This is a genomic window from Enterobacter cloacae complex sp. SHL009, assembly GCF_049237205.1.
Taxonomy (GTDB): domain Bacteria; phylum Pseudomonadota; class Gammaproteobacteria; order Enterobacterales; family Enterobacteriaceae; genus Enterobacter; species Enterobacter cloacae_M.
Window position 1 is genome coordinate 449,372 of the sequence record NZ_JBMKIW010000003.1, and the last position, 25,776, is coordinate 475,147.

Annotated in this window: 30 protein-coding genes and 1 tRNA gene; 15 read left to right on the plus strand and 16 right to left on the minus strand. The window is 56.0% G+C overall.

The features are described 5' to 3' along the window. Positions 1–47 precede the first annotated feature (47 nt). Entirely contained in the window at positions 48–1,514 is a 1,467-nt protein-coding gene (locus ACOTZC_RS10890) for an MFS transporter (protein WP_064791141.1), read from the plus strand. A gap of 40 nt (positions 1,515–1,554) precedes the next feature. On the opposite strand, the gene ACOTZC_RS10895 is transcribed toward ACOTZC_RS10890, so the two are convergent. Continuing rightward, complete coding sequence (locus tag ACOTZC_RS10895) at positions 1,555–1,977, minus strand: MarR family winged helix-turn-helix transcriptional regulator (protein ID WP_045356087.1); 423 nt, start codon at positions 1,975–1,977, stop codon at positions 1,555–1,557. 147 nt (positions 1,978–2,124) lie between these two features. On the opposite strand from ACOTZC_RS10895, the gene ACOTZC_RS10900 reads away from it, so the two are divergent. From ACOTZC_RS10900 to ureG, 9 genes are all read left to right on the plus strand, one after another. Continuing rightward, on the plus strand, positions 2,125–3,138 hold the full coding sequence (locus tag ACOTZC_RS10900) for an alpha/beta hydrolase (protein ID WP_045404053.1): 1,014 nt from the start codon (positions 2,125–2,127) through the stop codon (positions 3,136–3,138). A gap of 150 nt (positions 3,139–3,288) precedes the next feature. After that, complete coding sequence (locus ACOTZC_RS10905) at positions 3,289–4,116, plus strand: urease accessory protein UreD (protein ID WP_045404055.1); 828 nt, start codon at positions 3,289–3,291, stop codon at positions 4,114–4,116. Positions 4,117–4,126: 10 nt separating this feature from the next. Next, complete coding sequence (locus ACOTZC_RS10910) at positions 4,127–4,429, plus strand: urease subunit gamma (protein WP_006811999.1); 303 nt, start codon at positions 4,127–4,129, stop codon at positions 4,427–4,429. Positions 4,430–4,439: 10 nt separating this feature from the next. Then, positions 4,440–4,754, plus strand: coding sequence for an urease subunit beta (locus ACOTZC_RS10915; RefSeq protein ID WP_045404057.1), 315 nt, complete (start codon positions 4,440–4,442; stop codon positions 4,752–4,754). Then, complete coding sequence (gene ureC, locus ACOTZC_RS10920; RefSeq protein WP_045404059.1) at positions 4,747–6,450, plus strand: urease subunit alpha; 1,704 nt, start codon at positions 4,747–4,749, stop codon at positions 6,448–6,450. The genes ACOTZC_RS10915 and ureC overlap by 8 nt, the downstream gene beginning before the upstream one ends. A 9-nt stretch (positions 6,451–6,459) precedes the next feature. Next, positions 6,460–6,924: an urease accessory protein UreE gene (gene ureE, locus ACOTZC_RS10925; protein ID WP_248169611.1), complete on the plus strand. Its 465-nt coding sequence runs from the start codon at positions 6,460–6,462 to the stop codon at positions 6,922–6,924. 9 nt (positions 6,925–6,933) lie between these two features. Continuing rightward, complete coding sequence (locus tag ACOTZC_RS10930) at positions 6,934–7,473, plus strand: HupE/UreJ family protein (RefSeq protein WP_023309225.1); 540 nt, start codon at positions 6,934–6,936, stop codon at positions 7,471–7,473. Continuing rightward, positions 7,473–8,147, plus strand: a complete 675-nt coding sequence (locus tag ACOTZC_RS10935; protein ID WP_045404065.1) for an urease accessory protein UreF — start codon at positions 7,473–7,475, stop codon at positions 8,145–8,147. Before ACOTZC_RS10930 ends, ACOTZC_RS10935 begins: the two co-directional genes overlap by 1 nt. Before the next feature lie 9 nt (positions 8,148–8,156). Further along, the gene (gene ureG, locus ACOTZC_RS10940; protein ID WP_014071813.1) at positions 8,157–8,774 is read left to right on the plus strand and encodes an urease accessory protein UreG; all 618 of its coding nucleotides are present in this window, start codon (positions 8,157–8,159) and stop codon (positions 8,772–8,774) included. Positions 8,775–8,819: 45 nt separating this feature from the next. Here the strand turns inward: ureG and tsaD are convergent, their stop codons facing one another. Further along, positions 8,820–9,833, minus strand: coding sequence for a tRNA (adenosine(37)-N6)-threonylcarbamoyltransferase complex transferase subunit TsaD (gene tsaD, locus ACOTZC_RS10945; RefSeq protein WP_029741753.1), 1,014 nt, complete (start codon positions 9,831–9,833; stop codon positions 8,820–8,822). 236 nt (positions 9,834–10,069) lie between these two features. On the opposite strand from tsaD, the gene rpsU reads away from it, so the two are divergent. The 3 genes from rpsU to rpoD all read left to right on the plus strand — a co-directional run bounded on the left by rpsU (position 10,070) and on the right by rpoD (position 14,147). Continuing rightward, the gene (gene rpsU / locus ACOTZC_RS10950) at positions 10,070–10,285 is read left to right on the plus strand and encodes a 30S ribosomal protein S21 (protein ID WP_001144069.1); all 216 of its coding nucleotides are present in this window, start codon (positions 10,070–10,072) and stop codon (positions 10,283–10,285) included. Positions 10,286–10,400: 115 nt separating this feature from the next. Further along, positions 10,401–12,146, plus strand: a complete 1,746-nt coding sequence (gene dnaG / locus ACOTZC_RS10955; RefSeq protein WP_126303106.1) for a DNA primase — start codon at positions 10,401–10,403, stop codon at positions 12,144–12,146. A gap of 153 nt (positions 12,147–12,299) precedes the next feature. Next, positions 12,300–14,147, plus strand: coding sequence for an RNA polymerase sigma factor RpoD (gene rpoD / locus ACOTZC_RS10960; RefSeq protein WP_023309228.1), 1,848 nt, complete (start codon positions 12,300–12,302; stop codon positions 14,145–14,147). Between the two features lie 531 nt (positions 14,148–14,678). Here rpoD and mug read toward each other — a convergent pair. After that, positions 14,679–15,185: a G/U mismatch-specific DNA glycosylase gene (gene mug / locus ACOTZC_RS10965; RefSeq protein ID WP_248169601.1), complete on the minus strand. Its 507-nt coding sequence runs from the start codon at positions 15,183–15,185 to the stop codon at positions 14,679–14,681. A 125-nt stretch (positions 15,186–15,310) separates the two neighbouring features. Here mug and ACOTZC_RS10970 point away from each other — a divergent pair. Further along, positions 15,311–15,386 (plus strand) — tRNA-Ile (locus ACOTZC_RS10970). A 618-nt stretch (positions 15,387–16,004) separates the two neighbouring features. On the opposite strand, the gene ACOTZC_RS10975 is transcribed toward ACOTZC_RS10970, so the two are convergent. The 4 genes from ACOTZC_RS10975 to ACOTZC_RS10990 form a co-directional block, all read right to left on the minus strand. Further along, a complete protein-coding gene (locus tag ACOTZC_RS10975) occupies positions 16,005–16,328 on the minus strand; it encodes a hypothetical protein (protein ID WP_045404074.1) in 324 nt (107 codons plus the stop codon). A 350-nt stretch (positions 16,329–16,678) separates the two neighbouring features. Then, positions 16,679–16,951, minus strand: coding sequence for a hypothetical protein (locus ACOTZC_RS10980; RefSeq protein ID WP_045404077.1), 273 nt, complete (start codon positions 16,949–16,951; stop codon positions 16,679–16,681). Further along, positions 16,935–17,483 (minus strand): DUF2778 domain-containing protein, encoded by a 549-nt coding sequence (locus ACOTZC_RS10985; protein WP_421635766.1) that lies wholly within the window; start codon positions 17,481–17,483, stop codon positions 16,935–16,937. The genes ACOTZC_RS10980 and ACOTZC_RS10985 overlap by 17 nt, the downstream gene beginning before the upstream one ends. After that, positions 17,483–17,974 carry an Hcp family type VI secretion system effector gene (locus ACOTZC_RS10990; RefSeq protein ID WP_126303108.1) on the minus strand — a complete coding sequence of 164 codons (492 nt, stop codon included), beginning with the start codon at positions 17,972–17,974 and terminating at the stop codon, positions 17,483–17,485. The genes ACOTZC_RS10985 and ACOTZC_RS10990 overlap by 1 nt, the downstream gene beginning before the upstream one ends. Before the next feature lie 325 nt (positions 17,975–18,299). Here ACOTZC_RS10990 and ACOTZC_RS10995 point away from each other — a divergent pair, with 325 nt between their 5' ends. Continuing rightward, positions 18,300–18,518 carry a hypothetical protein gene (locus ACOTZC_RS10995; RefSeq protein WP_063408917.1) on the plus strand — a complete coding sequence of 73 codons (219 nt, stop codon included), beginning with the start codon at positions 18,300–18,302 and terminating at the stop codon, positions 18,516–18,518. A gap of 126 nt (positions 18,519–18,644) precedes the next feature. On the opposite strand, the gene ACOTZC_RS11000 is transcribed toward ACOTZC_RS10995, so the two are convergent. The 9 genes from ACOTZC_RS11000 to ACOTZC_RS11040 all read right to left on the minus strand — a co-directional run bounded on the left by ACOTZC_RS11000 (position 18,645) and on the right by ACOTZC_RS11040 (position 25,698). After that, on the minus strand, positions 18,645–18,845 hold the full coding sequence (locus ACOTZC_RS11000; RefSeq protein WP_029741756.1) for an ogr/Delta-like zinc finger family protein: 201 nt from the start codon (positions 18,843–18,845) through the stop codon (positions 18,645–18,647). Between the two features lie 67 nt (positions 18,846–18,912). Beyond that, entirely contained in the window at positions 18,913–20,067 is a 1,155-nt protein-coding gene (locus ACOTZC_RS11005; RefSeq protein WP_047174852.1) for a phage late control D family protein, read from the minus strand. After that, positions 20,064–20,528, minus strand: a complete 465-nt coding sequence (locus ACOTZC_RS11010; protein WP_047174851.1) for a phage tail protein — start codon at positions 20,526–20,528, stop codon at positions 20,064–20,066. Before ACOTZC_RS11010 ends, ACOTZC_RS11005 begins: the two co-directional genes overlap by 4 nt. Before the next feature lie 11 nt (positions 20,529–20,539). Beyond that, positions 20,540–22,819 (minus strand): phage tail tape measure protein, encoded by a 2,280-nt coding sequence (locus ACOTZC_RS11015; RefSeq protein WP_163354152.1) that lies wholly within the window; start codon positions 22,817–22,819, stop codon positions 20,540–20,542. After that, positions 22,812–22,931, minus strand: coding sequence for a GpE family phage tail protein (locus ACOTZC_RS11020; RefSeq protein WP_023616176.1), 120 nt, complete (start codon positions 22,929–22,931; stop codon positions 22,812–22,814). Before ACOTZC_RS11020 ends, ACOTZC_RS11015 begins: the two co-directional genes overlap by 8 nt. A 32-nt stretch (positions 22,932–22,963) precedes the next feature. Further along, positions 22,964–23,272 (minus strand): phage tail assembly protein, encoded by a 309-nt coding sequence (locus ACOTZC_RS11025; RefSeq protein WP_063927798.1) that lies wholly within the window; start codon positions 23,270–23,272, stop codon positions 22,964–22,966. A 56-nt stretch (positions 23,273–23,328) separates the two neighbouring features. Continuing rightward, the gene (locus tag ACOTZC_RS11030; RefSeq protein ID WP_023309235.1) at positions 23,329–23,847 is read right to left on the minus strand and encodes a phage major tail tube protein; all 519 of its coding nucleotides are present in this window, start codon (positions 23,845–23,847) and stop codon (positions 23,329–23,331) included. A gap of 11 nt (positions 23,848–23,858) precedes the next feature. Continuing rightward, positions 23,859–25,046: a phage tail sheath protein gene (locus ACOTZC_RS11035; protein ID WP_421635767.1), complete on the minus strand. Its 1,188-nt coding sequence runs from the start codon at positions 25,044–25,046 to the stop codon at positions 23,859–23,861. Between the two features lie 94 nt (positions 25,047–25,140). Next, the gene (locus tag ACOTZC_RS11040) at positions 25,141–25,698 is read right to left on the minus strand and encodes a recombinase family protein (RefSeq protein WP_126303111.1); all 558 of its coding nucleotides are present in this window, start codon (positions 25,696–25,698) and stop codon (positions 25,141–25,143) included. Positions 25,699–25,776: the final 78 nt, after the last annotated feature.

Consider the following 25,776-nt stretch of genomic DNA (forward strand, 5'->3'; position numbering starts at 1 on the left):
TGCCTGTGGTAACTGTTAGGGACACAACACAACCACATAAGAAGAAAATGGCTGAAATCACAGAATCAACTCCCCTTTCAACGGCAGGTATTCCCCCTGATGGCGACATCCAGTGGGTGCGCAGCGCTTCGGATGTATCACGCCTCGTTAATGACGGTTCTCAGGGCCGAACAAACGCCCGTATCGTGGTCGGTATCGCTTTGGGCGGCATTTTCCTCGATGCCTACGATCTGGGCGCGCTGGCGTTTGGCATTAAAGACATCACCCGCGAATTTAGCCTGACGCCCGCCGGTACCGGTATGGTGGCTTCGGCCATTACCTTTGGTGCCATCGTCGGGGCGCTGCTTGGCGGCTATCTCACGGATAAAATCGGGCGCTACCGCGTTTTTATGGCTGATATGGTGTTCTTCGTGGTGGCAGCGATCGCCTGTGCGCTGGCTCCGAACGAATATGTGCTCGCGGGCGCCCGCTTTGTGATGGGGCTGGGGGTCGGGATCGACCTTCCCGTGGCGATGGCGTTTTTAAGCGAGTTCGCCAGGCTAAAAGGGCCCGGAAATAAGGCTTCCAGCGTCGCGATGTGGTGCCCCACCTGGTATGCCGCCATCAGCGTCTCCTACCTGCTGGTGCTTTTCTTCTACGCCGTGCTGCCGGAGAGCCACAGCGACTGGCTGTGGCGTTTGATTCTCGGCTTTGGCGCGGTGCCCGCGCTGGTGATTATCGCCATCCGCAGCCGCTATATGAGCGAATCTCCGGTCTGGGCGGCTAATCAGGGCAACCTGAAAGAGGCGGCGTCGATTTTACGCCAGTCGTATAACATCAATGCCCACGTGCCGCAGGACGCGCTCGGCCAGCCCGCACCCGTCGTGAATAAAGCGAAATGGTCAAACTATCTGAACCTGTTCCGCGGCATCTACTTACGCCGCACGACGCTCGCCACGCTGCTTTCCGTCGTCTCGTCGTTTGCCTATAACGCCGTGGCGTTTGGCCTGCCGGTGATCATCTCCAGCTTCTTTGTCCAGTCGATGCTCACCACCATTCTCATTTCTCTGGCGCTTAACCTGCTGTTTGCCTTCGTCGGCGGACTGCTGGCGGTACGCTACGTGCCGCGCTTCGGCGCCTGGCGGATGTCGCTTGCGGGTTATGCCTGCCAGCTTGTGGCGCTACTGGGTCTGGCGCTGATTGGCAGACCAGACGGTGCCTCTGAAGGGGTGCTCGCCGTGGCGATGCTGGCGCTATTCCTGTTCGGTCAGGGCTTCGGCCCGGGCGCGCATACCATGACGTTTGCCTCGCTGAGCTACCCAACCTCGCTGCGCGGCGTGGGCGTGGGCCTCAACCAGACGCTGATGCGCAGCAGCTCGACGCTATCGCTGTTTCTGTTCCCGCTGCTGGTCGCCTCGCTGGATACCGCCGTGTTCTGGGTGATTGCGCTGGCGCCGTTTATCGGCCTGGCGTCGCTGCTGGCAATCCGCTGGGAGCCGTCGGGGTATGATGTGGATGCAGAGGACTACCGGTAACGACACATTACTTCGGTGGGTTCAACCCACCGAAGGGTTATTACAAATCGTCGAGCAGCGTTCGGGAGAGTTTTTTTAGCGTCTCAAGCTCATCGTCATTCATCCTCATGCTGCAGCGAATCTGATCCGGCAATGCCATCACCCGTTTCTTCAGGTCTTTGGCCTTGTCGGTCAGTACAACATTTTTCATCCTTTCATCACCCACAACCGCGATACGGTTGAGGAATCCTTTTGCCTCAAGCTTTTGTACAAGCGGGGTCAATGTGCCCGAATCAAAAAACGTCTTATCGCTGAGATCGCGAAGTGGGATGTTGTCTTTCTCATAAAGCGCCATCAAAACAACGAATTGCGGATAGGTCAGATCCATCTCTTGCAGTAAGGGGCGATACTGGCGAACAAACGCGTTGGTGACCGAGTACAGCGAGAAGCAAAGTAAATCGTCTAGCGTTTTGTTTTCTTTCATTTTTCTATCAACTCCAAATCGGTTGCCTAAAAAAATTATAAATAATGTTTGACTAAAAGTATCTTGCGCGCAAGTATTACACCAACAACTAAGTAGCGCACTATTTAGTTATCTCATCCAATCAAATACGCTTAAAGAGGCACTACCATGAAAACACTAACCGCCATCCTGGTTTCTTCCGTCTTCGCGTCAGCCGCGGCATCCGCTCAAACCACCAATACCCCAACCCCGACCGCAGGCGTACAGGCATTTCTTAATGTTTTGAATTCCGGCAAGGGTAAGCCAATGGAACAGATGACCCCGCAGGAGGCCCGCCAGGTACTGATTGGCGCGCAGCAAGGCGCAAAACTGCCGCCCGCTCAGGTTTCTGAAAAAACGATCCAGGTAAATGGCCAGGCGATCAAACTGAAAATAGTGAAACCTGAAAACGCCAGCGGTACGCTCCCCGCCTTTATGTTCTTTCACGGCGGCGGTTGGGTGCTGGGTGACTTCCCTACCCACGAACGCTTAATCCGTGATCTTGTTCGCGCTTCGGGTGCCGCTGCGGTTTACGTCGATTACACCCCGTCACCTGAGGCCCATTTCCCGGTAGCAATTAATCAGGCCTATGAAGCGACAAAATGGGTAGCCGAGCACGGTCAGGAAATTGGCGTGGACGGTAGCCGTCTGGGTCTGGTGGGTAACAGCGTCGGCGGCAACATGGTGGCTTCGGTGGCGCTGCAGGCCAAACAGTTCAATGGGCCAAAGATTCGCTACAACGTCATGCTCTGGCCGGTTACCGATGCGAACTTTGATACTGCCTCGTATAACCAGTTCGAAAATGGATATTTCCTGTCGAAAAACATGATGAAATGGTTCTGGGATAACTACACCACCAGCGCTGCCGATCGCAACAATATCCTTGCCTCTCCGCTTCGCGCCAGCACCGCGCAGCTGAAAGGCTTCCCCGAGACGCTGATCCAGACGGCTGAGCTGGACGTTCTGCGGGATGAAGGTGAAGCATTCGGGCGTAAACTGGATGCGGCTGGCGTCCCGGTGACCGTCACGCGCTATAACGGCATGATCCACGACTACGGCCTGCTTAACCCGCTGAGCCAGGAGCCAACGGTTAAAGTTGCCCTTGAGCAGGCAGGTGCAGCGTTGCATGAACACCTGAAGTAGGATCGTCATTCTTAATACAGAGCACGGCCCCGGCCGTGCTTTTTTATTTCTCCTGCCTTGCCTGGCCATCCATAAGCGACTCATATGACAGGCTTCATTTCCGCCAGGGCATACTGAAACGTATCCCGATGGTGTGGAAATGGATGCAGCATGTTAGCAGCTCAGGTCACTGATAATACGTATAAAGGCTGGCAGGCGTCGCTTGCCCTGCAGTTTTGTCACACCCCTGAGAAAACCCTCCTGTACTCCGCCCACCACGTCGGGCCGCTCACCGTTCAACGTCCGTTTTACCCCGAAGGCGAAACCTGCCACCTTTACCTGCTGCACCCGCCAGGCGGGATTGTGGGCGGCGATACGCTGGACATTTCCGTTCGGCTGGACGCCAAAAGCCACTCGCTCATCACCATGCCCGGGGCCAGCAAGTTCTATCGCAGCAGCGGCCCGCAGGCCCGTCTGAACCAGCATTTTTACCTCGATGAAAATTCCACGCTGGAGTGGCTGCCGCAGGACACCATTATCTTCCCCGGCGCGAATGCCGCGCTGCGTTCCGTCTTCCACCTGAAGGCCTCCAGCACGCTGCTGGCGTGGGAGCTGTACTGCCTGGGCCGCCCGGTGATCGGTGAGACATTCAGCCACGGCACGCTGGAGAGCCGCCTGGAGGTGTGGGTAGATGACGAGCCGCGCCTGATTGAGCGTCAGCATCTTAGCGACGGCGATCTCACGCCCGTCGCCGGACGTCCGTGGCTCGGCACGCTGCTGTTCTATCCGGCCAAAGAAGAACATCTCGACGCGGTGCGCGAACGGCTCGCACCGCTGGAGAATTACGCAGGTGCAACGCTCACTGACGATCTGCTGTCGGTGCGTTTTCTCTCCGACGACAACCTGATTTGCCAGCGGGTGATGCGCGACATCTGGCAGTCGCTTCGCCCGCTTCTCACCACCAAAAATGCCTGTTCGCCGCGTATCTGGCAGACATAAGAGAAACGTTATGGAACTGACCCCCAGAGAAAAAGACAAGCTGTTGCTGTTCACCGCCGCGCTGGTTGCCGAACGCCGCCTTGCGCGCGGGGTAAAGCTCAATTACCCGGAATCGGTCGCGCTGATCAGCGCCTTCATTATGGAGGGCGCGCGCGATGGCGAAACCGTCGCCTCGCTGATGGAGGCGGGCCGCCACGTCCTGAGGCGCGACCAGGTAATGGAGGGCGTCCCGGAGATGATCCCGGATATTCAGGTCGAAGCCACCTTCCCGGACGGATCGAAGCTCGTCACCGTCCACAACCCGATCGTCTAAGGAGCGCGTGATGATCCCAGGTGAATACCAGATCCAGCCCGGAACGATTGCCCTCAACGTCGGGCGTGAAACCCAACGCGTGGTTGTCGAAAATCACGGCGACAGGCCGATTCAGGTTGGATCGCACTATCACTTTTACGAGGTCAACCCGGCGCTGAAGTTCGATCGGGAAGCCACCAAAGGCTTCCGACTGAACATCCCGGCGGGCACCGCCGTGCGCTTCGAGCCCGGCCAGAAGCGGGAAGTGACGCTGGTTCAGGTCACGGGGGCGCAGCGCATTTTCGGCTTTCGCGGCGAGGTAATGGGCGAGGTGAAACATGGCTGACATTTCGCGCCGGGCGTATGCCGATATGTTCGGCCCCACCACCGGAGATAAAGTGCGGCTGGCCGACAGCGAGCTGTGGATCGAAGTGGAAGACGATCTCACGGTCTACGGCGAAGAGGTCAAGTTCGGCGGCGGAAAGGTGATCCGCGACGGTATGGGTCAGGGGCAGATGACCGCAGACGGCTGCGTGGATCTGGTTCTTACCAACGCGCTGATCGTCGATCACTGGGGGATCGTAAAAGCCGATATCGGCGTCAAGAACGGACGGATCTTCGCCGTCGGCAAAGCCGGGAACCCGGACATTCAGCCCGGCGTGACGATCCCGATTGGCGCGGCAACGGAAGTGATTGCCGCCGAGGGGAAGATCGTCACCGCCGGCGGGATCGACACCCACATCCACTGGATCTGCCCGCAGCAGGCGGAAGAGGCGCTGGTCTCCGGCGTCACCACCATGATCGGCGGCGGCACCGGACCGGCGGCGGGCACCAACGCCACCACCTGTACGCCGGGGCCGTGGTATATCGCCCGCATGCTGCAGGCTGCCGATACGCTGCCGGTGAATATTGGCCTGCTCGGCAAAGGTAACGGCTCCAGCCCGGACGCCCTGCGCGAACAAATCGCCGCAGGCGCCATCGGGCTGAAGATCCACGAAGACTGGGGTGCAACGCCCGCCGCCATCAATTGCTCGCTGGAGGTGGCTGACGAGATGGATATTCAGGTGGCGCTGCACAGCGACACGCTGAACGAGTCCGGGTTTGTCGAAGACACGCTGGCCGCCATTGCCGGGCGCACCATCCACACCTTCCACACCGAAGGCGCGGGCGGCGGCCACGCGCCGGATATTATCACCGCCTGCGCGCACCCGAATATTCTGCCCTCCTCCACCAACCCGACGCTGCCCTATACGGTGAACACCATCGATGAGCATCTCGACATGCTGATGGTCTGCCATCACCTCGATCCGGATATCGCCGAGGACGTGGCGTTTGCCGAATCCCGCATTCGTCGTGAAACCATCGCCGCGGAAGACGTGCTGCACGACATCGGCGCGTTCTCGCTTACGTCGTCAGATTCACAGGCCATGGGCCGCGTCGGAGAAGTGATTATCCGCACCTGGCAGGTGGCGCACCGCATGAAGGTCCAGCGCGGCGCGCTGCCGGAAGAGACCGGCGAGAACGACAACTTCCGCGTGAAGCGCTACGTCGCCAAATACACCATTAACCCGGCGCTCACCCACGGCATCGCCCATGAAGTCGGTTCGATTGAGACGGGCAAGCTGGCGGATCTGGTGGTCTGGTCCCCGGCGTTCTTCGGCGTCAAACCCGCCACCATCGTCAAGGGCGGGATGATCGCCTGCGCGCCAATGGGCGATATCAACGCCTCGATCCCTACGCCGCAGCCGGTGCATTACCGCCCGATGTTTGGCGCGCTGGGCGCCGCGCGCCACGCTACCCGACTGACGTTTATCTCGCAGGCCGCCAGTGCGAACGGCATCCCGCAGCAGCTCAACCTGCAAAGCGCCACCGCGGTGGTGAAAGGCTGCCGGACGGTGAAAAAGGCGGACATGATCCACAACGGCCTGCAGCCGAATATCACCGTCGACTCGCAAACCTACGAGGTGCGCGTCGACGGTGAACTGATAACCAGCGAACCGGCTGACGTTCTGCCGATGGCGCAACGCTATTTCCTGTTTTGAGGAGTGATGATGATCTATTTAACCCAACGCCTGGACCATGCGCATCCGATTACCGCCAGCGTCACGCTGCCGATTGACGTGCGGGTGAAAAGCCGCGCCCGCGTAGCGCTGAACGACGGCCGCGAAGCCGGGCTGATGCTGCCGCGCGGCCTGCTGCTGCGCGGGGGCGACCTGCTGACTACCGACGACGGCAGCGAGGTCATCGAAGTGATCGCCGCCCCGGAGTCGGTTTCCGTGGTGCGCTGCGCCGATCCGTTCCTGCTCGCCCGCGCCTGCTACCACCTGGGCAACCGCCACGTGCCGCTACAGATCATGCCCGGCGAGCTGCGCTATCACCACGACCACGTTCTCGACAACATGCTGCGCCAGTTCGGTCTGGACGTGACCTACGCCAGCCTGCCGTTTGAACCGGAAGCAGGCGCGTACGCCAGCGATGCCCACAGCCACAGCCATTCTCACGCTCATTCACATTAAGGATTCATCATGCGCAAGTATTTACCGCTGTTACTGCTGGCTTTTTCCGTTCCCGCGCTCGCGCATCCCGGCCACGGCACCGACAGCTTCCAGGCCGGATTTCTCCACCCGCTGACAGGGCTCGATCACCTGCTGATGCTGGCGGGCGCAGGCGTGCTCTCGGCCCTGAGCGGTCGCAAACTCCTGCTGCCGTTTGCCACCCTCGGGATGATGCTTGTCGGCGCCATTGCGGGCAGCCTGCTCGGCGGCTTCAGCGGCATGGAGATGCTGATTATCGCCTCGCTGGCGGTATCCGGCGTGATGATGTTTAAAACCGAAAAACGTCTGCTGCTGGCGGTACCTGCCCTGGCGATGTTCCACGGCTGGGCGCACGGCGTGGAGATGTCCGGCCACAGCTTCTGGCTCTTCACCAGCGGCTTTATGCTCGCCAGCGCCACGGTGCTGTGCGCCAGCTTTGCCGCGGGGCTGCTGCTGCGCCGTCACGACGGCCTGCGTAAAACCTTCGGCGGCGGGCTGATCGTCTCTGCCCTGCTGGCGCTGATGAGCTGATGGAGCACGCCCGCCAGAGGCTGCGCCTGATGCAGCTCTCCAGCAGCAGCCTGCCGGTCGGGTCGTTTACCTGGTCGCAGGGGCTGGAGTGGGCCGTTGAGGCAGGCTGGGTCACCGACGCCGACGCGTTCAAACGCTGGCAAATCCAGCAGATGGAGCAGAGCTTTTACTGCGTCGACCTGCCGCTGTTTATCCGACTTTATCAGGCCTGTAAGAAAAGCGATCTTACCAATGCCAAACGCTGGACGTCCTGGCTGCTCGCCTGCCGGGAAACGCGCGAGCTGCGCGAAGAGGAGCGCAACCGTGGAGCGGCGTTTACGCGGCTGATTAAGAGCTGGGAACCTGACTGTCCGCCCGAATGGCTGCCGCTGTTTATGCAAAGCCAGCTCTGCGGCATGGCCTGGCTCGGCGTGCGCTGGGGCATTAGCGCGCGCGAGCTGGCGCTGAGCCTCGGCTACAGCTGGATGGAGAGCGCGGTCATGGCGGGCGTCAAGCTGGTGCCGTTTGGGCAACAGGCCGCGCAGCAGCTGATTATCGAACTGGGCGACCATTACGCCGCCGGGCTTGAACAGGCATTTTTGCGTAGCGACGACGCGCTGGGGGCAGCAACGCCGCTGTCCGCCATCGCCTCCGCGCGCCACGAAACCCAATATTCACGACTATTCCGTTCCTGAGGAGTCAACATGGCTGATTACAAACATCCCCTGCGCGTGGGCGTGGGCGGCCCGGTAGGGTCGGGCAAAACCGCGCTGCTGGAAGCGCTCTGCAAGGCGATGCGCGACACGTATCATCTTGCGGTGGTGACCAACGATATCTACACCAAAGAGGATCAGCGCATCCTGACCGAGGCAGGCGCGCTGGAGCCGGAGCGCATCGTGGGCGTAGAGACGGGCGGCTGTCCGCATACCGCCATCCGGGAAGATGCCTCGATGAACCTGGCGGCGGTGGAAGCGTTAAGCGAGAAGTTCGGCAATCTGGATCTGATCTTCGTTGAAAGCGGCGGAGACAATCTGAGCGCGACGTTCAGCCCGGAGCTGGCGGATCTGACCATCTACGTGATCGACGTGGCCGAAGGGGAAAAAATCCCGCGTAAAGGCGGGCCGGGGATCACCAAATCCGATTTTCTGGTGATCAATAAAACCGACCTCGCGCCGTACGTCGGCGCGTCGCTGGAGGTGATGGAGCGCGACACTAACCGCATGCGCGGCGAGCGTCCATGGACCTTTACCAACCTGAAGGCGGGTGACGGGTTAGCGACGATTATTGCGTTCCTGGAAGAGAAAGGGATGCTGCGGGTGTAGTCAAACGATCCCCTCTCCCTGTGGGGAGAGGGTTAGGGTGAGGGATTACGCCTCCGGCAGTTCCGCCAGCGGCCAGCGCGGACGCACGGACACGCTCAGGTCGGACGTTGCGCCCGCGTTCAGGCGCACCATTCCCGCGTAAGCGATCATCGCGCCGTTGTCGGTGCAGAATTCCGGACGGGCATAGAACACTTCCCCGCGACGCTTTTGCATCATCTCGGCGAGCTTCGCGCGCAGCGTGCGGTTAGCGCTGACGCCACCCGCCATCACCAGACGCTTAAAGCCGGTCTGATCCAGCGCGCGCTTGCACTTGATCATCAGCGTGTCCACCACAGCATCTTCGAACGCGCGAGCGATATCGGCGCGGGTCTGCTCGCTGTCATCGTTATTGCGAATCGTATTCGCGGCGAAGGTTTTCAGCCCGGAGAAGCTGAAATCCAGCCCCGGACGATCGGTCATCGGACGCGGGAAGACAAAGCGCCCTTCCGTTCCCTGCGACGCCATTTTTGACAGCATCGGGCCGCCAGGATAATCCAGACCCAGCAGCTTGGCGGTTTTGTCGAACGCTTCACCGGCGGCATCGTCGATCGATTCGCCCAGCAGCTCATACTTGCCAATGCCCGTTACGCTAATCAGCTGCGTATGGCCGCCGGAGACCAGCAGCGCCACAAACGGGAATTCAGGCGGATTCTCTTCCAGCATCGGCGCCAGAAGGTGCCCTTCCATATGGTGAACCGGGATCGCCGGCACATCCCATGCAAACGCCAGTGAACGGCCAACCGTTGCGCCGACCAGCAGCGCGCCGACCAGGCCCGGGCCTGCGGTATAGGCCACAGCGTCGATATCATTTGAACTCAACCCGGCCTCTTTCAGCGCCGCCTGGATCAGGGGAACCGTTTTACGCACGTGGTCACGAGAGGCCAGTTCAGGTACGACGCCGCCGTAGTCAGCGTGCAATTTCACCTGACTATACAGCTGGTTGGCCAGAAGCCCTTTTTCGTCGTCGTAAATGGCGATGCCGGTTTCATCGCAGGATGTTTCAATACCCAGTACACGCATGACTTGTTTTACCTCGTTTCAATACCGCGCAGTGTAGAGCCTGGGCGGGTTGATGTAAAACTTTGTTCGCCCCAGGAAGAAGGCTCGTGTATACTCCTCACCCTTATTAAAGTCCCTTTCAAAATCGCATCGGTGCTTTACAAAGCAGCAGCATTTGCAGTAAAATTCCGCACCATTTTGAAATAAGCTGGCGTTGATGCCAGCGGCAAACCGAATTTATTAAAGGTGAGAGTTACATGCCGGTAATTAAAGTACGTGAAAACGAGCCGTTCGACGTAGCACTGCGTCGCTTCAAACGTTCATGCGAGAAAGCAGGTGTTCTGGCTGAAGTTCGTCGTCGTGAGTTTTATGAAAAACCAACGACCGAACGTAAGCGCGCTAAAGCTTCCGCTGTGAAACGTCACGCGAAGAAACTGGCTCGCGAAAACGCACGCCGTACTCGTCTGTACTAATTGGTTGAGGGCCTCAGCCCTCAATTGACAGACAGAGTAATAGTCGTAAGGCCGTGCTTCCGGAAGGAATGCGCGGCTTGTTTTCGTTTATAAGTCGCTTAAAATTTTGGGGCATATGGCCGGAAGAATCCCACGCGTTTTCATCAATGACCTGCTTGCCAGAACCGACATCGTCGATCTCATCGACGCGCGGGTAAAGCTAAAAAAGCAGGGCAAGAACTATCATGCGTGCTGTCCGTTCCATAACGAAAAAACCCCCTCCTTCACCGTAAACGGTGAAAAGCAGTTCTACCATTGCTTCGGCTGTGGCGCACACGGTAATGCCGTCGATTTTTTAATGAACTACGACAAGCTCGAGTTCGTTGAAACCGTCGAAGAGCTGGCGGCGATGCATAACCTTGAAGTGCCGTATGAAGCAGGCAGTGGGCCAAGTCAGATCGAGCGCCATCAACGGCAAACGCTGTATCAACTGATGGATGGCCTGAATTCGTTTTACCAACAGTCTCTTAAGCAATCTGCGGCTGAGCCTGCGCGTCAGTATCTGAACAAGCGCGGACTGAGCGACGATGTCATTGCGCGTTTCGCTATTGGTTACGCCCCGCCCGGCTGGGACAACGTGTTAAAGCGTTTTGGCGGCAATAGCGAAGATCGTAAGTCTCTCATCGATGCAGGCATGCTGGTCACTAACGACCAGGGACGAAGCTACGACCGCTTCCGCGAACGGGTGATGTTCCCGATCCGCGACAAGCGTGGCCGGGTAATAGGTTTTGGTGGTCGCGTGCTGGGTGATGCCCTGCCGAAATACCTCAACTCCCCGGAAACCGATATTTTCCATAAGGGCCGCCAGCTGTACGGTCTTTATGAGGCGCAGCAGGATAATGCGGAACCTCCGCGTCTTCTGGTCGTCGAAGGCTATATGGACGTCGTGGCGCTGGCGCAGTACGACATCAACTACGCGGTTGCGTCGTTAGGGACGTCCACCACCGCCGATCATATTCAACTGCTGTTCCGGGTGACCAACAACGTCATCTGCTGTTACGACGGTGACCGCGCAGGGCGCGACGCCGCCTGGCGCGCGCTGGAAACCGCGCTGCCGTATATGACCGACGGGCGTCAGCTACGCTTTATGTTTCTGCCCGACGGCGAAGACCCGGATACGCTGGTGCGTAAAGAGGGCAAAGCGGCGTTTGAAGCGCGGATGGAGCAGGCTCAGCCGCTCTCCACGTTTTTGTTTAACAGCCTGATGCCGCAGGTCGATTTGAGTACCCCTGACGGGCGCGCGCAGCTCAGCACGCTGGCGCTGCCGTTAATCAGCCAGGTGCCCGGCGAAACGCTGCGCATCTATCTGCGTCAGGAGTTAGGCAACAAGCTCGGCATTCTGGATGACAGCCAGCTTGAACGTTTAATGCCAAAACAGGCTGAAAACGGCACGGTTCGCCCCGCGCCTCAGCTAAAACGCACAACCATGCGTATACTGATAGGGTTGCTGGTCCAAAACCCTGAGCTTGCGCCGCAGGTGCCGTCGCTGGCGGGTTTAAACCACGAAAAATTGCCCGGGCTTGGCTTATTTTCAGAACTGGTCAACACGTGTTTGTCTCAGCCAGGTCTGACCACCGGACAACTTTTAGAGCATTATCGCGGCACAAAAGAGGCCGCTACCCTTGAAAAATTGTCGATGTGGGACGATATAGCAGATAAGGACATTGCAGAAAAAACGTTCACCGACTCACTCAACCATATGTTTGATTCGATGCTTGAGCTGCGCCAGGAAGAGTTGATAGCTCGCGAGCGCACACACGGTTTAAGCAGCGAAGAACGCCGGGAGCTCTGGATGATTAACCAGGAACTGGCGAAGAAATAAAAAATTTAACGGCTTAAGTGCCGAATATCGATCGGGAAGCCCCCGGCAGCCGCACTGAGAGGCAGCGGCAAAAATATAAGTACGCCCTCGCTTTAAAGGTTGGCAGCCCCATCGCCGACACCAATCAAACGAATTAAGTGTGGATACCGTCTTATGGAGCAAAACCCGCAGTCACAGCTGAAACTTCTTGTCCAACGTGGTAAGGAGCAAGGCTATCTGACCTATGCCGAGGTCAATGACCATCTGCCGGAAGATATTGTCGATTCAGATCAAATCGAAGATATCATCCAAATGATCAATGACATGGGCATTCAGGTGATGGAAGAAGCACCGGATGCCGATGATCTGTTGCTGGCTGAAACCTCCAACAACACTGACGAAGATGCGGAAGAAGCTGCTGCACAGGTACTGTCCAGCGTGGAATCTGAAATCGGGCGTACCACTGACCCGGTCCGCATGTACATGCGCGAAATGGGTACCGTTGAACTGTTGACCCGCGAAGGCGAAATTGACATCGCAAAACGCATCGAAGACGGGATCAACCAGGTTCAGTGCTCCGTTGCCGAGTACCCGGAAGCGATCACCTATCTGCTGGAGCAGTACGATCGCGTTGAAGCAGAAGAAGCGCGCCTGTCCGACCTGATCACCGGTTTTGTCGACCCGAACGCTGAAGAAGATATGGCACCTACCGCCACTCACGTCGGTTCTGAACTGTCTCAGGAAGAGATGGATGATGACGAAGACGAAGATGAGGAAGAGAGCGACGACGACACCGCGGACGATGACAACAGCATCGACCCGGAGCTGGCGCGTGAGAAGTTTGCCGAGCTGCGTACCCAGTACGAAGTGACGCGTGACACCATTAAAGCGAAAGGCCGCAGCCATGCCGCCGCTCAGGAAGAGATCCTGAAACTGTCTGAGGTATTCAAACAGTTCCGCCTGGTGCCAAAACAGTTCGACTACCTGGTGAACAGCATGCGCGTGATGATGGATCGCGTACGTACCCAGGAACGCATCATCATGAAGCTGTGCGTTGAGCAGTGCAAAATGCCGAAGAAGAACTTCATCACCCTCTTCACCGGCAACGAAACCAGCGAAACCTGGTTCAACGCGGCTATCGCGATGAACAAGCCGTGGTCTGAAAAACTGCACGACGTGAAGGACGACGTACATCGCGGCCTGCAGAAACTGCATCAGATTGAAGAAGAGACCGGCCTGACCATCGAGCAGGTTAAAGACATCAACCGTCGTATGTCCATCGGTGAAGCGAAAGCCCGCCGCGCGAAGAAAGAGATGGTTGAAGCGAACTTGCGTCTGGTTATCTCTATCGCCAAGAAATACACCAACCGTGGTCTGCAGTTCCTGGATCTGATTCAGGAAGGCAACATCGGTCTGATGAAAGCGGTAGATAAGTTTGAATACCGTCGTGGTTACAAGTTCTCCACCTACGCAACCTGGTGGATCCGTCAGGCTATCACCCGCTCTATCGCGGATCAGGCGCGCACCATCCGTATTCCGGTGCATATGATTGAGACCATCAACAAGCTCAACCGTATCTCCCGCCAGATGCTGCAGGAGATGGGCCGCGAGCCGACGCCGGAAGAGCTGGCCGAGCGCATGCTGATGCCGGAAGACAAGATCCGTAAAGTGCTGAAGATCGCCAAAGAGCCAATCTCCATGGAAACACCAATCGGTGATGATGAAGATTCGCATCTGGGTGATTTCATCGAGGATACCACCCTCGAGCTGCCGCTGGACTCTGCCACCACCGAGAGCCTGCGCGCTGCGACGCACGACGTTCTGGCCGGCCTGACCGCTCGTGAAGCGAAAGTCCTGCGTATGCGTTTCGGTATTGATATGAACACCGACCACACGCTGGAAGAAGTGGGTAAACAGTTCGACGTTACCCGCGAACGTATCCGTCAGATCGAAGCGAAGGCGCTGCGCAAGCTGCGTCATCCAAGCCGCTCTGAAGTGCTGCGTAGCTTCCTGGACGATTAATCGGTCATGACAGTGAAAAAGCTCCCAATCGGGAGCTTTTTTTTGTTTATACCCTCTCCCTTTGGACTGTGGGCTCCCCAGTAATTTATAAGCAGAAGCAATAACCTTGTTTCAGAACGAGTGAAGACTTTCAGCGATGCTCTGGTCCGGCTGTAAATCGCTGAGGCGTTTCCTGCAGGCCGGGGCGAGGCGCATGGATGCGCCGAGAGGGCGGGCTTTACAGGGACGTTACCTCCGCCCGTACCCGATAAGCCGGAAGGAATAAGCCGAGGGCACCGCGAAGCGGCGATTTACCGCCGGGAGCCCGGGTCGCCAGGGTGGTGGCGACTGAGCCACCCTGGCACGTTCACAGGTCATGTCGTGACAGAGTAGCAAGGAACATAAAGTGAACGGAATGACCACCACGGCCGTATATTCCCCTCACCCTAACCCTCTCCCCGGAGGGGCGAGGGGACTGTTCCGTGCTGCCATAACGTTGTAGGGATCCCTCAGTCATGTGGGGAGAGGATGAGGGCATCAGGCCGCAGAGGATTAAAGCCCCCGCACCATCAGCGCCTCATCCAGCTCGCGATACGCCTCCACCAGCTTATCCAGCGTTGCTCTGTTGAGCCCGCTCGGGTTCGGCAGCACCCACACCTGCGTCACACCGATAGTAATGTTCTGCTTACCCCACTTAGCCCCGCGCTGGCTAAACGCCTGCTCGTAGGCCTGCTTGCCGAGGATCGCCAGCGCGGCCGGCTGATAATCCTCTATCTTTTTGATCAGCTCCCGTCCGCCGCTGCGCAGCTCATGCAGGTTGACCTCGCTCGCCTGTACCGTAGGCCGCTCGACCAGCATGGTGATCCCGCAGCGCGTGTCCAGCAGATGCTGTTCCTCTTCCGGCTTGAGTAGCCTGTCGGTAAACCCGGCCTGGTAGATCACCTTCCAGAAGCGATTACCCGGATGGGCAAAGTGAAAACCGGTGTGCGCCGAGGACTTACCCGGGTTGATTCCGCAGAACACCACCCGCAGGCCTGGGGCCAGAATATCGTTGATCATCTTTACTCCCGCTCGATACATCGTCAGAGAAGTATAAAGGATTGATTATGCGTTGTTTATAAAAACAGCAGGCAGGTGTGAATGGCTGGATTGCTGCGGGGAGTTACTTTATAATTCACCGCCACGGCCCCTTAGCTCAGTGGTTAGAGCAGGCGACTCATAATCGCTTGGTCGCTGGTTCAAGTCCAGCAGGGGCCACCAGATACAGCAAGGGCTGACGAGATATCGTTGGCCCTTTTGCTTTTTTGGGATATGCCGGGATATTCCGCAAAGGGAAGCATGGTTAACTATCGTGACTACGTGCCGTTAAAAAGATAAACTTTCTAACCACACTCAACGAAGGGATAAAGCATGAGCCCACGGCGCCCAACACCTCAGGAATTATACTTTCAGTCTATTGAAAGGCAGCAGGAACGTGAAAGATACAATGAGTTTCTAACCTCTCGGGGTTATGAAAATAGCCCTGATAGCGCTCACCTGTACACAATGAGCAGGGGCTATACCGGCATGAAAGCAAGGGACACTATAATCATGCTGGCGGGTGAACTGCCTTACATGTATGACTAATAAAGTTAATGGCCCTTTTTATCACATCACCTCATTTTTTTATTTTCGCGGGTGTAAAAATTTGATGAAGCGGGCCGTTCCGCAAAACAAAAGCCTCAGGGATTGATCTTCCACCTCCTATCGATGGGTATGCAGCAAGATAAACGATACAGAAAAGCTAAATATACATCTGTATATTTAGCTTTTCTGTTACGAGTCTAATGATGGTGGTAGTTCAATAGCGAGGTTCCAGATGGTCAGTATGGGAACGTGTCAGGAATGGTTATAAAGCGTAAATGATCTGTCCAGCCAGATAACGTAAAAGGTAGCATTACGCTTGTAACCCACCATAGGTGCCTTACTGCAAAATCGAAATGCCATAAGTTCTACGTCTTCGGTTACATTGGCAGGAATAGCTGCTTTGAATGAGCTACGGGAGATTTTTTCGTATCCGAGCTTATGCCGGTCCTGCTGGCGGATATCCGCCAATGAAAGTTGACTCAACCGGAAAAGCTTATCAGTTAACGCTGCCTTTTCCTTTTGCTCATAGCAATCAACGCAAAAACCATTTTTGAAAATCACAAAACGAAAATTCATGAGGTTTACCGTAAGAAAACAAGCCTGACAGGCATGCCAGCTGCACTATCGCCCTGCAAGCAGGGTGGAGCACAATATGCTGGTAGTTTCCAAAATGATTAAATGTAAGCTGTGCAGTTCGCAGCTCCCCGAATGCGAATACGTTTTTTACGACGCAATCAACAAATAAAACAACCATTTACAGATATCAGGATTGAAGCGAAAAACCGGAAACTGCTAATTGTATACTTTTAACGGAGTACTTAACTGCGAATTCGCAAAATTAACTCCCCAAAAAAAGCCCCTACGCGGGGCGTTTGTTAGTTGCTGGTGGTGGGCCTGCTATAACCCGTCAGAACTGCACAACTGTTTTATGAATTGCGCGCTAATAAGACAAGCTTTTCCCCGCTAAAAACGATCACAGCGGCTACCAGCGCATTAAACATGATGTACATCGTGAAATAATTATCCTCAACACGGTCTGGGTAAGGTTCCAGTTTCTCTGTCGGGATGTAATTCATGAGATTCGTGACGGTATATTTCATGCTGTCGGCCAGCGGGTCGAATACCCCTGAGAGCATCAGCGCAAACGTGATAGTCAGAAACATCAGCAGGCGTAACGACCACTTAGCGGAGCGTGACATCGCAACTCCCTGAGGCATTACCAATCACCGTAATATCACCATAAGCCCAGAGTTTATCCCCCTGCAGAATCCGGTGCCGGTGAGCCTTCAACAGAGCAGCACGTACTATGTAAAAATCACGCGAAAGAAAGAAGGTGATGCAGCCCTCACTGATGCCAGAACCATCTGGACGCGGTGGATGCAGGCGAAAATGACCCCGCTGATAGTGATGCGAACTGTCAACGTCAAAGGTCATGTAGTCATCCACTACACCGTCTTTGCGGAACAGGGCAAACCAGTCGTAGTAGTTATTTCCGGTAAATGCGTGTTTGAACCATGTCTGGCTGTGAGAAAATAATCCACCAGACGGACGATCTACAATCCAGTAACTCCCTGGAGGGACGGTGGCATTTGTCATGTACGAACATTCAGGTTTGTTGGCGAGATCGCCCAGCCCGGAAAACACCGGAAATGAACCTACCCCGCCCACATCCAAACGGGCTACGTGCCCCTCGTCGTAAAGATGGTTAAAATCAACCCGGCAACTGATCATCAGGCCACCACTCGCTGGTTCCATGAGTCTGTGTAAGAAATATTCCCGTCGAGATATAGCCAGGTAATGCTTTCATACGCCAGCGACACGGATTCAGTAGGGTTATTCATTTGACCGCCAGTGTTTTTAAAATTGTGCATCACTGGCGTGACAGCCACCACTTTGACGTTTTTCAAAATAACGTGCATGAATTCTTCCTCTACGCCTGCGTCATTAATCCGATACCATTTAATGATTGCCTGCTGGAGTGTCTCGCCCTGACAGACGGCACGATTCAGGTAAGGTGTAGCCTTATCGAGCTCTTTGGTAAAACTTAACTGGTCATGCACACGCGTCCCCGTAAGTTTCCCAAAAGTATTATCGTAAGGGATATGCACGCCGTGGTTAAAGCTCTGCATTTCAATAGCACCTTCACGCAGTAGAACATTGCTACTCCCTTGAATCAGGGTTCCAGTAGAGTTATAAAGCCAAATATATGCGGGAACAGCCATTTTATTAATTCCATTTAGTTGAGAAATTAACAAAACCTTACAGCCACTATTTTTATCAAAATGTAATTTTTTATAACGATTGAAACCCCGATAAAATATTTATATAAATAAAAAAAGCCAATAAATATGCTGAATATTTTAAAGTTGAAAAGGGTGGAGTTTTTTAAAGTCAGACTTTCGACTTTTTTACGCGGTCATATTCTACCTGGTCAGAAAATTGTGCTTTCACCTGCTTCATTGCTTACAGACATTCGACAGCATGCTGGCGATCTTCTGAGGTGATTTCGCCGCACGGCTTACTATTCAGAGCGTAAAGCACCGCATAGTGGCCGCCAGCGCCAGCAGCATCGGGAAAGGGGGTTATGTCGTCGATTATGCCCACGGCGAGTGGACGGGGTTTGTCAGATTGAACGCCTGCGGCCATTGTTCAGCTAGGCTGATCAAGCCACCGGCGGCGACTGATTTTATTTTTTCTCTGCTGTCTGGTGGTTTCCTGTTTCACCTGGAGATCAAGCCATTTATCTCCGAGGCTGAGCCTGATTAATTTTTCTGTTCACAGATTAATTCCCCTGGTGAAAATTCTTTCAGCAGGGGCCACCAAATTTTGTTTTTAGAATCATATGATTAAGCCACTCGACTGAGTGGCTTTTTTATTGGTTTTTTTGAGCAGCTAACCGTGGTTCAGCGAAGCCGTTCGGACACGCTCAGAGGCGCCCGGGGTTGCGATAAGGCGCTCCACGGACTCCATCGTCACGAACGTACAGCTGCAGTCCACATTGGTGCACTGGTGATAGCGCTCTTTGGTATTTTCACTTAGATAGCGACTGGTACGCGCATGCGCAGAGTGCTTGCACTTAGGACAATGAAACATGTACCCCTCCACTTAATTCACATTTTGTGAATCAATAATACCCAAAATAAAACCAATAGCAACTACATTACTCACTATCAACAGTAAATTTTTCGTCGCTGACGTTCAGCTCAAGCTTAAGCTGCGTGGTAAATCCGCTATCGTTGAGGGTATGCACCACCTCGCTGATGATCCACGCCTGCTCGTCGATGACGCGTTTAAAACCGTTTACCAGCACCGGCGTTTCGGGGAACAGATCGGCACGTCCCAGGGCAAGCTGGATGGAAAACTCTACGGTTCCCCGCTGAAGCGCGCGCCACTTAGCCTCTGCGGCCCTGAGCGCCTGCTCTTCAGAGGCATAAACCGTGGTTAGCTCAAATACGTTTTCCGCCGATCCCACCAGCCTCTCTTGCGGTTTCTGCTCCTTGCCTGCTGCTCCCGCTACCGGTGCGGCGGCATCCGGGTGCTGCAGTGCTTCTGTCTGCTGCCCTCCGGACTGACGATTAATACTCAATTGAGGATTTTGTTGTTTGGGGTCACGCGTTTGCAGCCATTTGGCCGTTACGCCGGAATAATTTTCACGGTCAGCTATAGAAAAAAGGTGCTTATCTCCATCCCCACGTTCAATCATCATTAAGGAAAGCGGAGTGCCGCTGGCCGTCACGGCCTGGCCCGCTTTCATAAAGATTATCTTCCCGGCTTTGATTGAAACAAATGCTCCATTACGTTCAGCAAGGCGGGAGAGGAACGCCGCGTCTGTCTCCTGAGACTGGTCAATATGAGAGATGGCGATGGATGCAAGCCCCGACGCGACGCTGGCGATCAACTGGTTACGCTGAGCGATGGTATCGACTATCGCGCCAATCGTCGTGTCATGCCACGACTGTTCGCGCCGCACGTTTAGCTTTCCACGAAAATCTGCGCTGAATCCCTGGATGGTCAGCGTGTCTGGCGCGCCCCGGAAATGAATCGCATCAATCGTAAAGTCCCCTTTCTCCTCGAGCGGGGTTCCCTCCCATCCCAGCCATAAGGACAGCCTTGCCCCCCGGGCAGGCAAGTCCAGCAGCCCGTCGGAATCATCCAGCAGAATATCCAGCTGATCGGCTTCCAGCCCCCGTTTGTCGGTCATGGTCAGGCTGATAAGACGATGGCTGAAATTTTGCGTGATATCACGATCGTCAAGCTTAAGCATAAAATCAGGGGCGATTTTCCCACCCGCCCGGATATTCATTTCGGTGATCATCCCACCAGCCCTCCAGTGCTATGCCGTGCGCTTTCCACCAGCTCTGAGGCCTGCGTTCGCAGGTCGCCAAACGTCGTCATCAGCGATTCGTCCACGCGTTTTAGCGACAGGGTAAACTCAATTTTTCGGGCGGTACCGTCACTGTAAAAATCCGAATGCGTGTGCGTGACTTTCTCAATGACAAACATGCCGTGAATGATGCCGGTACCGTCTATCAGCGGCCATGCCCGCCCCTCATTTGCCATCAGCTCAACCGCCTTGAGCGAAAGCCGCCCTCCCGTGAGTTCCGGGTAAAGTAAGCCGGAGAGGCTAAAGGATGTCTCACCTTCGCCAAGGTACTGCCAGGCTTTGGGTTTCCCGATGCGAGCGCTGGATGCCCAGCGGTAGTCTTTTGTGAATATCATTGACTGATACGGTAAGGTTCGTCGTTCAAAGACAAACAGACCCAGCACCATTAACATTTTCTCTCTCCTCAACTATACATAAAGCTGGATTGCTGCCGTCTCGCTTTATCCTGTTCAATATTATCTATCGTCTCCCGGATTTGACGCGTCAGATCCGTTCCGGAGGCCGTGCCCCCCTGCAGCGTGATGTGATATTCGCTTTTACTCTGATCGACGTAAGAGCGTCCTCCAGTAGCGATGGTCGGCTGATACCCCAGGCTGCCGCCAGAGATCCCCGCGCCTGGAATATAAGCGCTGCCCGACGGTGAGGATGCCGCTTCTGCTTTTGCCGCAGCGGCGTCGAGATCGCCCGACTCGTTTTTGATAATGCCGAGCTTCTCAAGCAGCCAGCTGGCCTTGCCGCTCAGGCTATTAAAGAGATCAAGCGGTGCCATTAACGCATCGCCCAGCGCCTGACCAAAAATCACGCCAGCGTTTTTACAGCCATCCAGCGTTTCCTGCGTCGCCTTGATCGGCGTAATCAAGTCGGTGAACCATTGCCAGATACCGCCCAGCTTCTCCGAGATAGAGTCAAACACCGCCATCACCGGTGAGAACAGCGCCCCCAGCGGTGCGAAAGCCGTTGAAAGCCCTTCCATCACCCCGCCAAAGAAGGCGCTGATGGGCTCCCAGTATTTAAAAATCAGTAAGGCTCCGGCAGCAATCGCCGCGCCAAGGGCAATCACCGGCCAGCTAAGGGCACCCAGCACCGTCATGATGGCGCCGCCCACCACGCTGAATACCGTTCCCAACATCCCGGCCGCGGTAATAACCATATTGACGCCCGTCAGAACCGGGCCGATAACCGTGCCTACGCCGCCCAGTACGCCAGCGAACGCCTGCGCGCCGACAACGATGCTGGCGAGGGTCTGCGTCAGCTCAGGGTTGGCATTCACCCAAAGGGAGGCCGTGCCAAGCCAGCCGGTTGCGGTTGTTATCAGGTTGCGCAGAGCGCCATCCGCTTTATCAAATACATCAATCTTCAACCCGTTCCACGCGGCCTGGAATCGGTTGATATCGCCGTCAAGATTATCGGTCTGCGCGGAAGCTGCGAGCGCGGTACTGCCCTTTGCCCCCTGCAACTGCTGGCGTTTTTCATCAAGCGATCCATCACCCGCAGCGGAAGCCAGCGCCCCCGCAGCTTTTATGGCATCCGGAGTCTGAACATGGCGCAACATCGCGCTGAGCGCGTCCCCCGCGGCAGCGCCTTTCATTCCTTTTTCCGCCAGAACGCCCAGCAGCGCGGTGGTCTCTTCAAGCCCCATACCGGCGGCATCCGCAGCGGGCGCAGCGGAGGTGACGGCCGCCACCATCTCAGCGAGGCTGGTATTCGAAGAGGTAAAACCGCGCGTAAGCACATCTGCGATGCGTCCCGCATCCGTATCGGCCAGGCTATACGCGGCCTGCGTGCTGGCGATCATATCGGCCGCTTTAGCCGCGTCGACACTCCCCGCCAGGCTGAGGTTGACCGTTGGCGCGGTGGCCGCAAGTAGCCCATCGGCGTCATAGCCTGAACGAGTCAGTTCGGTTTGTGCCCGGAGGACCGTATCTGCAGGTACTCCGGTCCTGGCACTGACGTCCCGCGCCTGCTGGCGAATCGCCTCAAGCCGGGAATCCCCCTTCGCCAGGCCAAGGTTTGCCTGAATGGCCGACATCTGCTTTTCAAAGCTGATGCCAGGGGCGATAAACCGGGACGTCTGGTCAAAGCCCGCTTTTGCGATGCCCACGCCCGTATTCGCAAGCTGACGCACCCGCGCGGTAACGCGTTTGCCTGACTCGTAGCGATTCTGAACGGTACTCAGCCGCTCCTGCTGCTGATTGACGCGGGCCAGCGCATCCCGCTGTCGGTTAAGCTGCTGCGTTTTTTCGCTGATATGACTTTTTAAACGACGTTCATCCGACGAGAGCGTGCGCGTGTTCACTCCCGCCTGAGCGAGTTCAGTACGCTGACGCTGTACCGAGTAGCGTAAGCTGTTGTACTCATGCTTCAGGTCGACTGCCGATTTTCGGGCTGCAGTCAGCGCATCAGCCTGCGCCTGGGTGGGGTTTTGCGTGTTTTTAAACTTTACCGCCAGCGCCGCGGCCTGCTGTTTCGCCTGAGCAAGCGACTGCTCCGTCGTGGCGAGCCGGGCATTTGCTTTTCTGAAGCCGTCAATACGCCCCGCCTGCTCATCAAGCGCCCCCAGCGCCGTCTGCGCATCGCGGATATCGCTCGCGAGAGTGAGGCTGGCGTTCTGGAGAGCGTTAAGCGGTCGGGTTGCCCGGTCGACTGCCTTAAGCAGCTCCTGAAGACTGACATTATTACTCATGGTGGTTTCCGCTTCGCTGTAGCGCTTTTTCGCGCCATAAGAGGAGTTCGGTCACGCTAAGGGAGTACAGTTCTGACGGCGGCCAGTGAAAAATCACCGCAATATCCGCCATCAGATCGTCGACCGACACATTTTCGGGAAATTTTAGCGAACCGAAGCCGGTGACAAAAAACCGATCACCTTACCTGCAAAAGAGAGCAGATCGCAGGCGTCCAGACGCGCAACCTCATGCTCGGTCAGCGCTGGGGAGGTCATTCGCGGCAGCACCTTAATCAGCGCATCAACGTCAGATTGCGCCAGCGACGCCAGCGATACGCCGCGCAGGGTCCCCGCATTGGGTTTTGCGACGGTCACCTTTTCGATTTTTTGCTCGCCTCGCTGAACGGGGCTATCAAGCGTGACGATATGTGGGTTTTCACTTTCGTTCATGGCGGTCTCGTTGATATTTTCCATTTCGTTACTCTTCTGAAAGTTAACTCACCGGCCGGTCATCCCGGCCGGTTAAAGGGTTACAGGCCGATGGCCTTACGGTGTTCTGCCAGGCGATCGACGCCATCGACTTTGAGCACCATGTTGATGATGTCGATTTCGATGATCTCTTTGCCATCAATGGTCAGCTGATAGTAAGCGCACTCGGTGGACATCTTGGTGGTGCCGCTCTCGCCCTGCTTGTTTTCACCGCCATCAAACTCTTTATGACGGCCGCGCATGACGATTTCGACGGCGGAGATTTCGCCGGTATCATCGCGCTGATAAGAGCCGGTAAAGCGCAGCGGCACGCTGTCCGCGCCCGGAGAGGCATACTGCGCCCACAGGGCGGCGTCCGGCAGACCGCCAACGGTCCACTCCAGCGCCAGGGCATCATCGTCCAGGCCGAGGTCGACAGAGACCGAGCCCGGCATACCGCCGCCGCGATACTTCTCCAGCTTGCGGGTAAGCTTCGGTAGGGTCACAGACTCAACAACGCCCATATAGCTCAGGCCATCGTTGAACATATTCAGATACTTAAGTTTGCGTGGTAACGCCATGCTTCAGCTCCTTAGCTGTTAACCGAATCTGACAGGTCAGCCAGATAGGTATCGGTGATGCGCTGGCGCAGGGTCAGATTTTCCAGCGGCGGGACAGGGGTGTAGTCGTAATCGATATACAGTTTCCCCGCTTTCAGGGTGGATGCATCGTTCGACTCAGGGTCATACCAGCAGGAGCCGTCGACGATATAGCCGTTGGTTTTCAGCTCGCGGAACTTGGCGTTAATACCGGAAACGATGTCGCGAATAAGCGTTGGCGTGATGGGTTTATCCATCGCCCACGCGTGCGCTTCCGCCATGGTATCGGCCAGCACCTGTGCGGTACGGGTGTAGTTTTCAAAGACGAATAACGGATCGTCTGAGCTGGTACGGTTACCCCAGAATTTGAAACCGTCGTTGCGAATCAGCGTGGTGACGCCAGCCTGGTTAAGCAGGTTCGCATCGGTAGCCTGTTCCTGCAGATCCCAGGAGACAGAGGCGCTTACGCCCGTAACGCCGTTGACGCCAACGTTTGACAGGGTTTTATGCCAGCCGATTGTCTGGTCGATTTTGGCGCGCAGGCCAAGCGCACGGGCGGTAGCCCAGGCCGTCGTCGTTGCGTTCGTGGTGGTATCCCATGCCAGAAAATCAGGATGGATAACCATCAGCTCGCGCTGGCTGAAGTTTTTGCGGTAGTTGATCGCTTCAGAGATGGTTTTACATCCCCATGCGCTGACATAGCCGAACGCGCGCAGGCTCTGGCACATGGCGGCCAGTGCGGTCGCCACTTCCTGAGAGTCCAGCCCCGGCACGCCGAGAATACGCGGCTTAACGCCGGTCACCGTTTTCGCCGTGAGAAGCGCCTTCAGGCCGGTATATTTACCGTTTTCATCGGTAGTACCGATGATGTTGGAAACGGTCTGCTTACGCGCCTCTTCCGGGGTTTCAGCGGTGCCTTCGGCCACGCGAACAACAACGACAACCGGTTTGCACTGATCGGCGATCGCCTGCAGAGAAGCGGACAGCGTCCCCGCCTTGCCGGCTTTCACAATCGCGTTTTGCACGTTGGTAATGAGCACGGGCTCGTTTAAAGGAAATGTCTTGTCGTCAGCATCGCTGGCCGTACAGACCATGCCGATGATTGCCGTCGAGACGGTGGAAATGGTGCGGGTGCCATCGTTGATTTCGATAACTTCCACGCCGTGGTGAAAATCACTCATCCGTTTAACTCCTTGGTTAGTTGGTGAGTGATATTGTCGCGGCTGGGCTTGCTATGAGCTAACCATCCCTGTCCAGCGGCCGCTGGCACAACGATTATCCGACTATCGTGGCGGGGAATTTTTTATAAAGCGTGGAAATACCCACATCAAAAATTAACGCAACGCGCTGTCGGGATTCCCCGGCAGCAATCAGCCTGCCAGCCTGAGCCCATTCCTCCTGCGTCAATTTAGGGCGTCTGCCACCAATTCGTCCCTGTTCCCGCGCTGCGGCCAGCCCGGCGCACGTCCTCTCGACAATGAGTTCACGCTCCATTTCAGCAAGCGCCCCCATGATATGGAAGAAGAAACGCCCCATTGGCGTTGAGGTATCAATGCTATCAGTCAAACTGCGGAAATTAATGCTTCGCTGGCGTAGTTCCTCGGTCATTGAAACAAGGTGGCGCATACTGCGCCCGAGCCGATCGAGTTTCCATACAACGAGAGTATCTCCTGCATTAAGTTGCCTGAGGGCACGATTGAGTCCCGGTCTGTTTGTCGATTTACCGCTGATTTTATCTTCAAAAATCAGCTCACATCCTGAACGCTGCAGCGCGTCACGCTGTAAGGCGGTGTTTTGTTCATTTGTTGACACGCGTATGTATCCAATAAGCATGGTATTTCCCTTCGTCAAAACCGGAGATCATGCCATTTAATGGATAAACACGCATTTTCGAAAACCTTGGTTTGGGAG

Bases quoted from the DNA above. Each gene is read 5' to 3' on its own strand.
- ACOTZC_RS10890 (WP_064791141.1), top strand. From the start codon at position 48: ATGGCTGAAATCACAGAATCAACTCCCCTTTCAACGGCAGGTATTCCC.
- ACOTZC_RS10895 (WP_045356087.1), bottom strand. From the start codon at position 1,977: ATGAAAGAAAACAAAACGCTAGACGATTTACTTTGCTTCTCGCTGTAC.
- ACOTZC_RS10900 (WP_045404053.1), top strand. From the start codon at position 2,125: ATGAAAACACTAACCGCCATCCTGGTTTCTTCCGTCTTCGCGTCAGCC.
- ACOTZC_RS10905 (WP_045404055.1), top strand. From the start codon at position 3,289: ATGTTAGCAGCTCAGGTCACTGATAATACGTATAAAGGCTGGCAGGCG.
- ACOTZC_RS10910 (WP_006811999.1), top strand. From the start codon at position 4,127: ATGGAACTGACCCCCAGAGAAAAAGACAAGCTGTTGCTGTTCACCGCC.
- ACOTZC_RS10915 (WP_045404057.1), top strand. From the start codon at position 4,440: ATGATCCCAGGTGAATACCAGATCCAGCCCGGAACGATTGCCCTCAAC.
- ureC (WP_045404059.1), top strand. From the start codon at position 4,747: ATGGCTGACATTTCGCGCCGGGCGTATGCCGATATGTTCGGCCCCACC.
- ureE (WP_248169611.1), top strand. From the start codon at position 6,460: ATGATCTATTTAACCCAACGCCTGGACCATGCGCATCCGATTACCGCC.
- ACOTZC_RS10930 (WP_023309225.1), top strand. From the start codon at position 6,934: ATGCGCAAGTATTTACCGCTGTTACTGCTGGCTTTTTCCGTTCCCGCG.
- ACOTZC_RS10935 (WP_045404065.1), top strand. From the start codon at position 7,473: ATGGAGCACGCCCGCCAGAGGCTGCGCCTGATGCAGCTCTCCAGCAGC.
- ureG (WP_014071813.1), top strand. From the start codon at position 8,157: ATGGCTGATTACAAACATCCCCTGCGCGTGGGCGTGGGCGGCCCGGTA.
- tsaD (WP_029741753.1), bottom strand. From the start codon at position 9,833: ATGCGTGTACTGGGTATTGAAACATCCTGCGATGAAACCGGCATCGCC.
- rpsU (WP_001144069.1), top strand. From the start codon at position 10,070: ATGCCGGTAATTAAAGTACGTGAAAACGAGCCGTTCGACGTAGCACTG.
- dnaG (WP_126303106.1), top strand. From the start codon at position 10,401: ATGGCCGGAAGAATCCCACGCGTTTTCATCAATGACCTGCTTGCCAGA.
- rpoD (WP_023309228.1), top strand. From the start codon at position 12,300: ATGGAGCAAAACCCGCAGTCACAGCTGAAACTTCTTGTCCAACGTGGT.
- mug (WP_248169601.1), bottom strand. From the start codon at position 15,185: ATGATCAACGATATTCTGGCCCCAGGCCTGCGGGTGGTGTTCTGCGGA.
- ACOTZC_RS10975 (WP_045404074.1), bottom strand. From the start codon at position 16,328: ATGAATTTTCGTTTTGTGATTTTCAAAAATGGTTTTTGCGTTGATTGC.
- ACOTZC_RS10980 (WP_045404077.1), bottom strand. From the start codon at position 16,951: ATGTCACGCTCCGCTAAGTGGTCGTTACGCCTGCTGATGTTTCTGACT.
- ACOTZC_RS10985 (WP_421635766.1), bottom strand. From the start codon at position 17,483: ATGATCAGTTGCCGGGTTGATTTTAACCATCTTTACGACGAGGGGCAC.
- ACOTZC_RS10990 (WP_126303108.1), bottom strand. From the start codon at position 17,974: ATGGCTGTTCCCGCATATATTTGGCTTTATAACTCTACTGGAACCCTG.
- ACOTZC_RS11000 (WP_029741756.1), bottom strand. From the start codon at position 18,845: ATGTTTCATTGTCCTAAGTGCAAGCACTCTGCGCATGCGCGTACCAGT.
- ACOTZC_RS11005 (WP_047174852.1), bottom strand. From the start codon at position 20,067: ATGATCACCGAAATGAATATCCGGGCGGGTGGGAAAATCGCCCCTGAT.
- ACOTZC_RS11010 (WP_047174851.1), bottom strand. From the start codon at position 20,528: ATGTTAATGGTGCTGGGTCTGTTTGTCTTTGAACGACGAACCTTACCG.
- ACOTZC_RS11015 (WP_163354152.1), bottom strand. From the start codon at position 22,819: ATGAGTAATAATGTCAGTCTTCAGGAGCTGCTTAAGGCAGTCGACCGG.
- ACOTZC_RS11020 (WP_023616176.1), bottom strand. From the start codon at position 22,931: ATGGCGGATATTGCGGTGATTTTTCACTGGCCGCCGTCAGAACTGTAC.
- ACOTZC_RS11025 (WP_063927798.1), bottom strand. From the start codon at position 23,272: ATGGAAAATATCAACGAGACCGCCATGAACGAAAGTGAAAACCCACAT.
- ACOTZC_RS11030 (WP_023309235.1), bottom strand. From the start codon at position 23,847: ATGGCGTTACCACGCAAACTTAAGTATCTGAATATGTTCAACGATGGC.
- ACOTZC_RS11035 (WP_421635767.1), bottom strand. From the start codon at position 25,046: ATGAGTGATTTTCACCACGGCGTGGAAGTTATCGAAATCAACGATGGC.
- ACOTZC_RS11040 (WP_126303111.1), bottom strand. From the start codon at position 25,698: ATGCTTATTGGATACATACGCGTGTCAACAAATGAACAAAACACCGCC.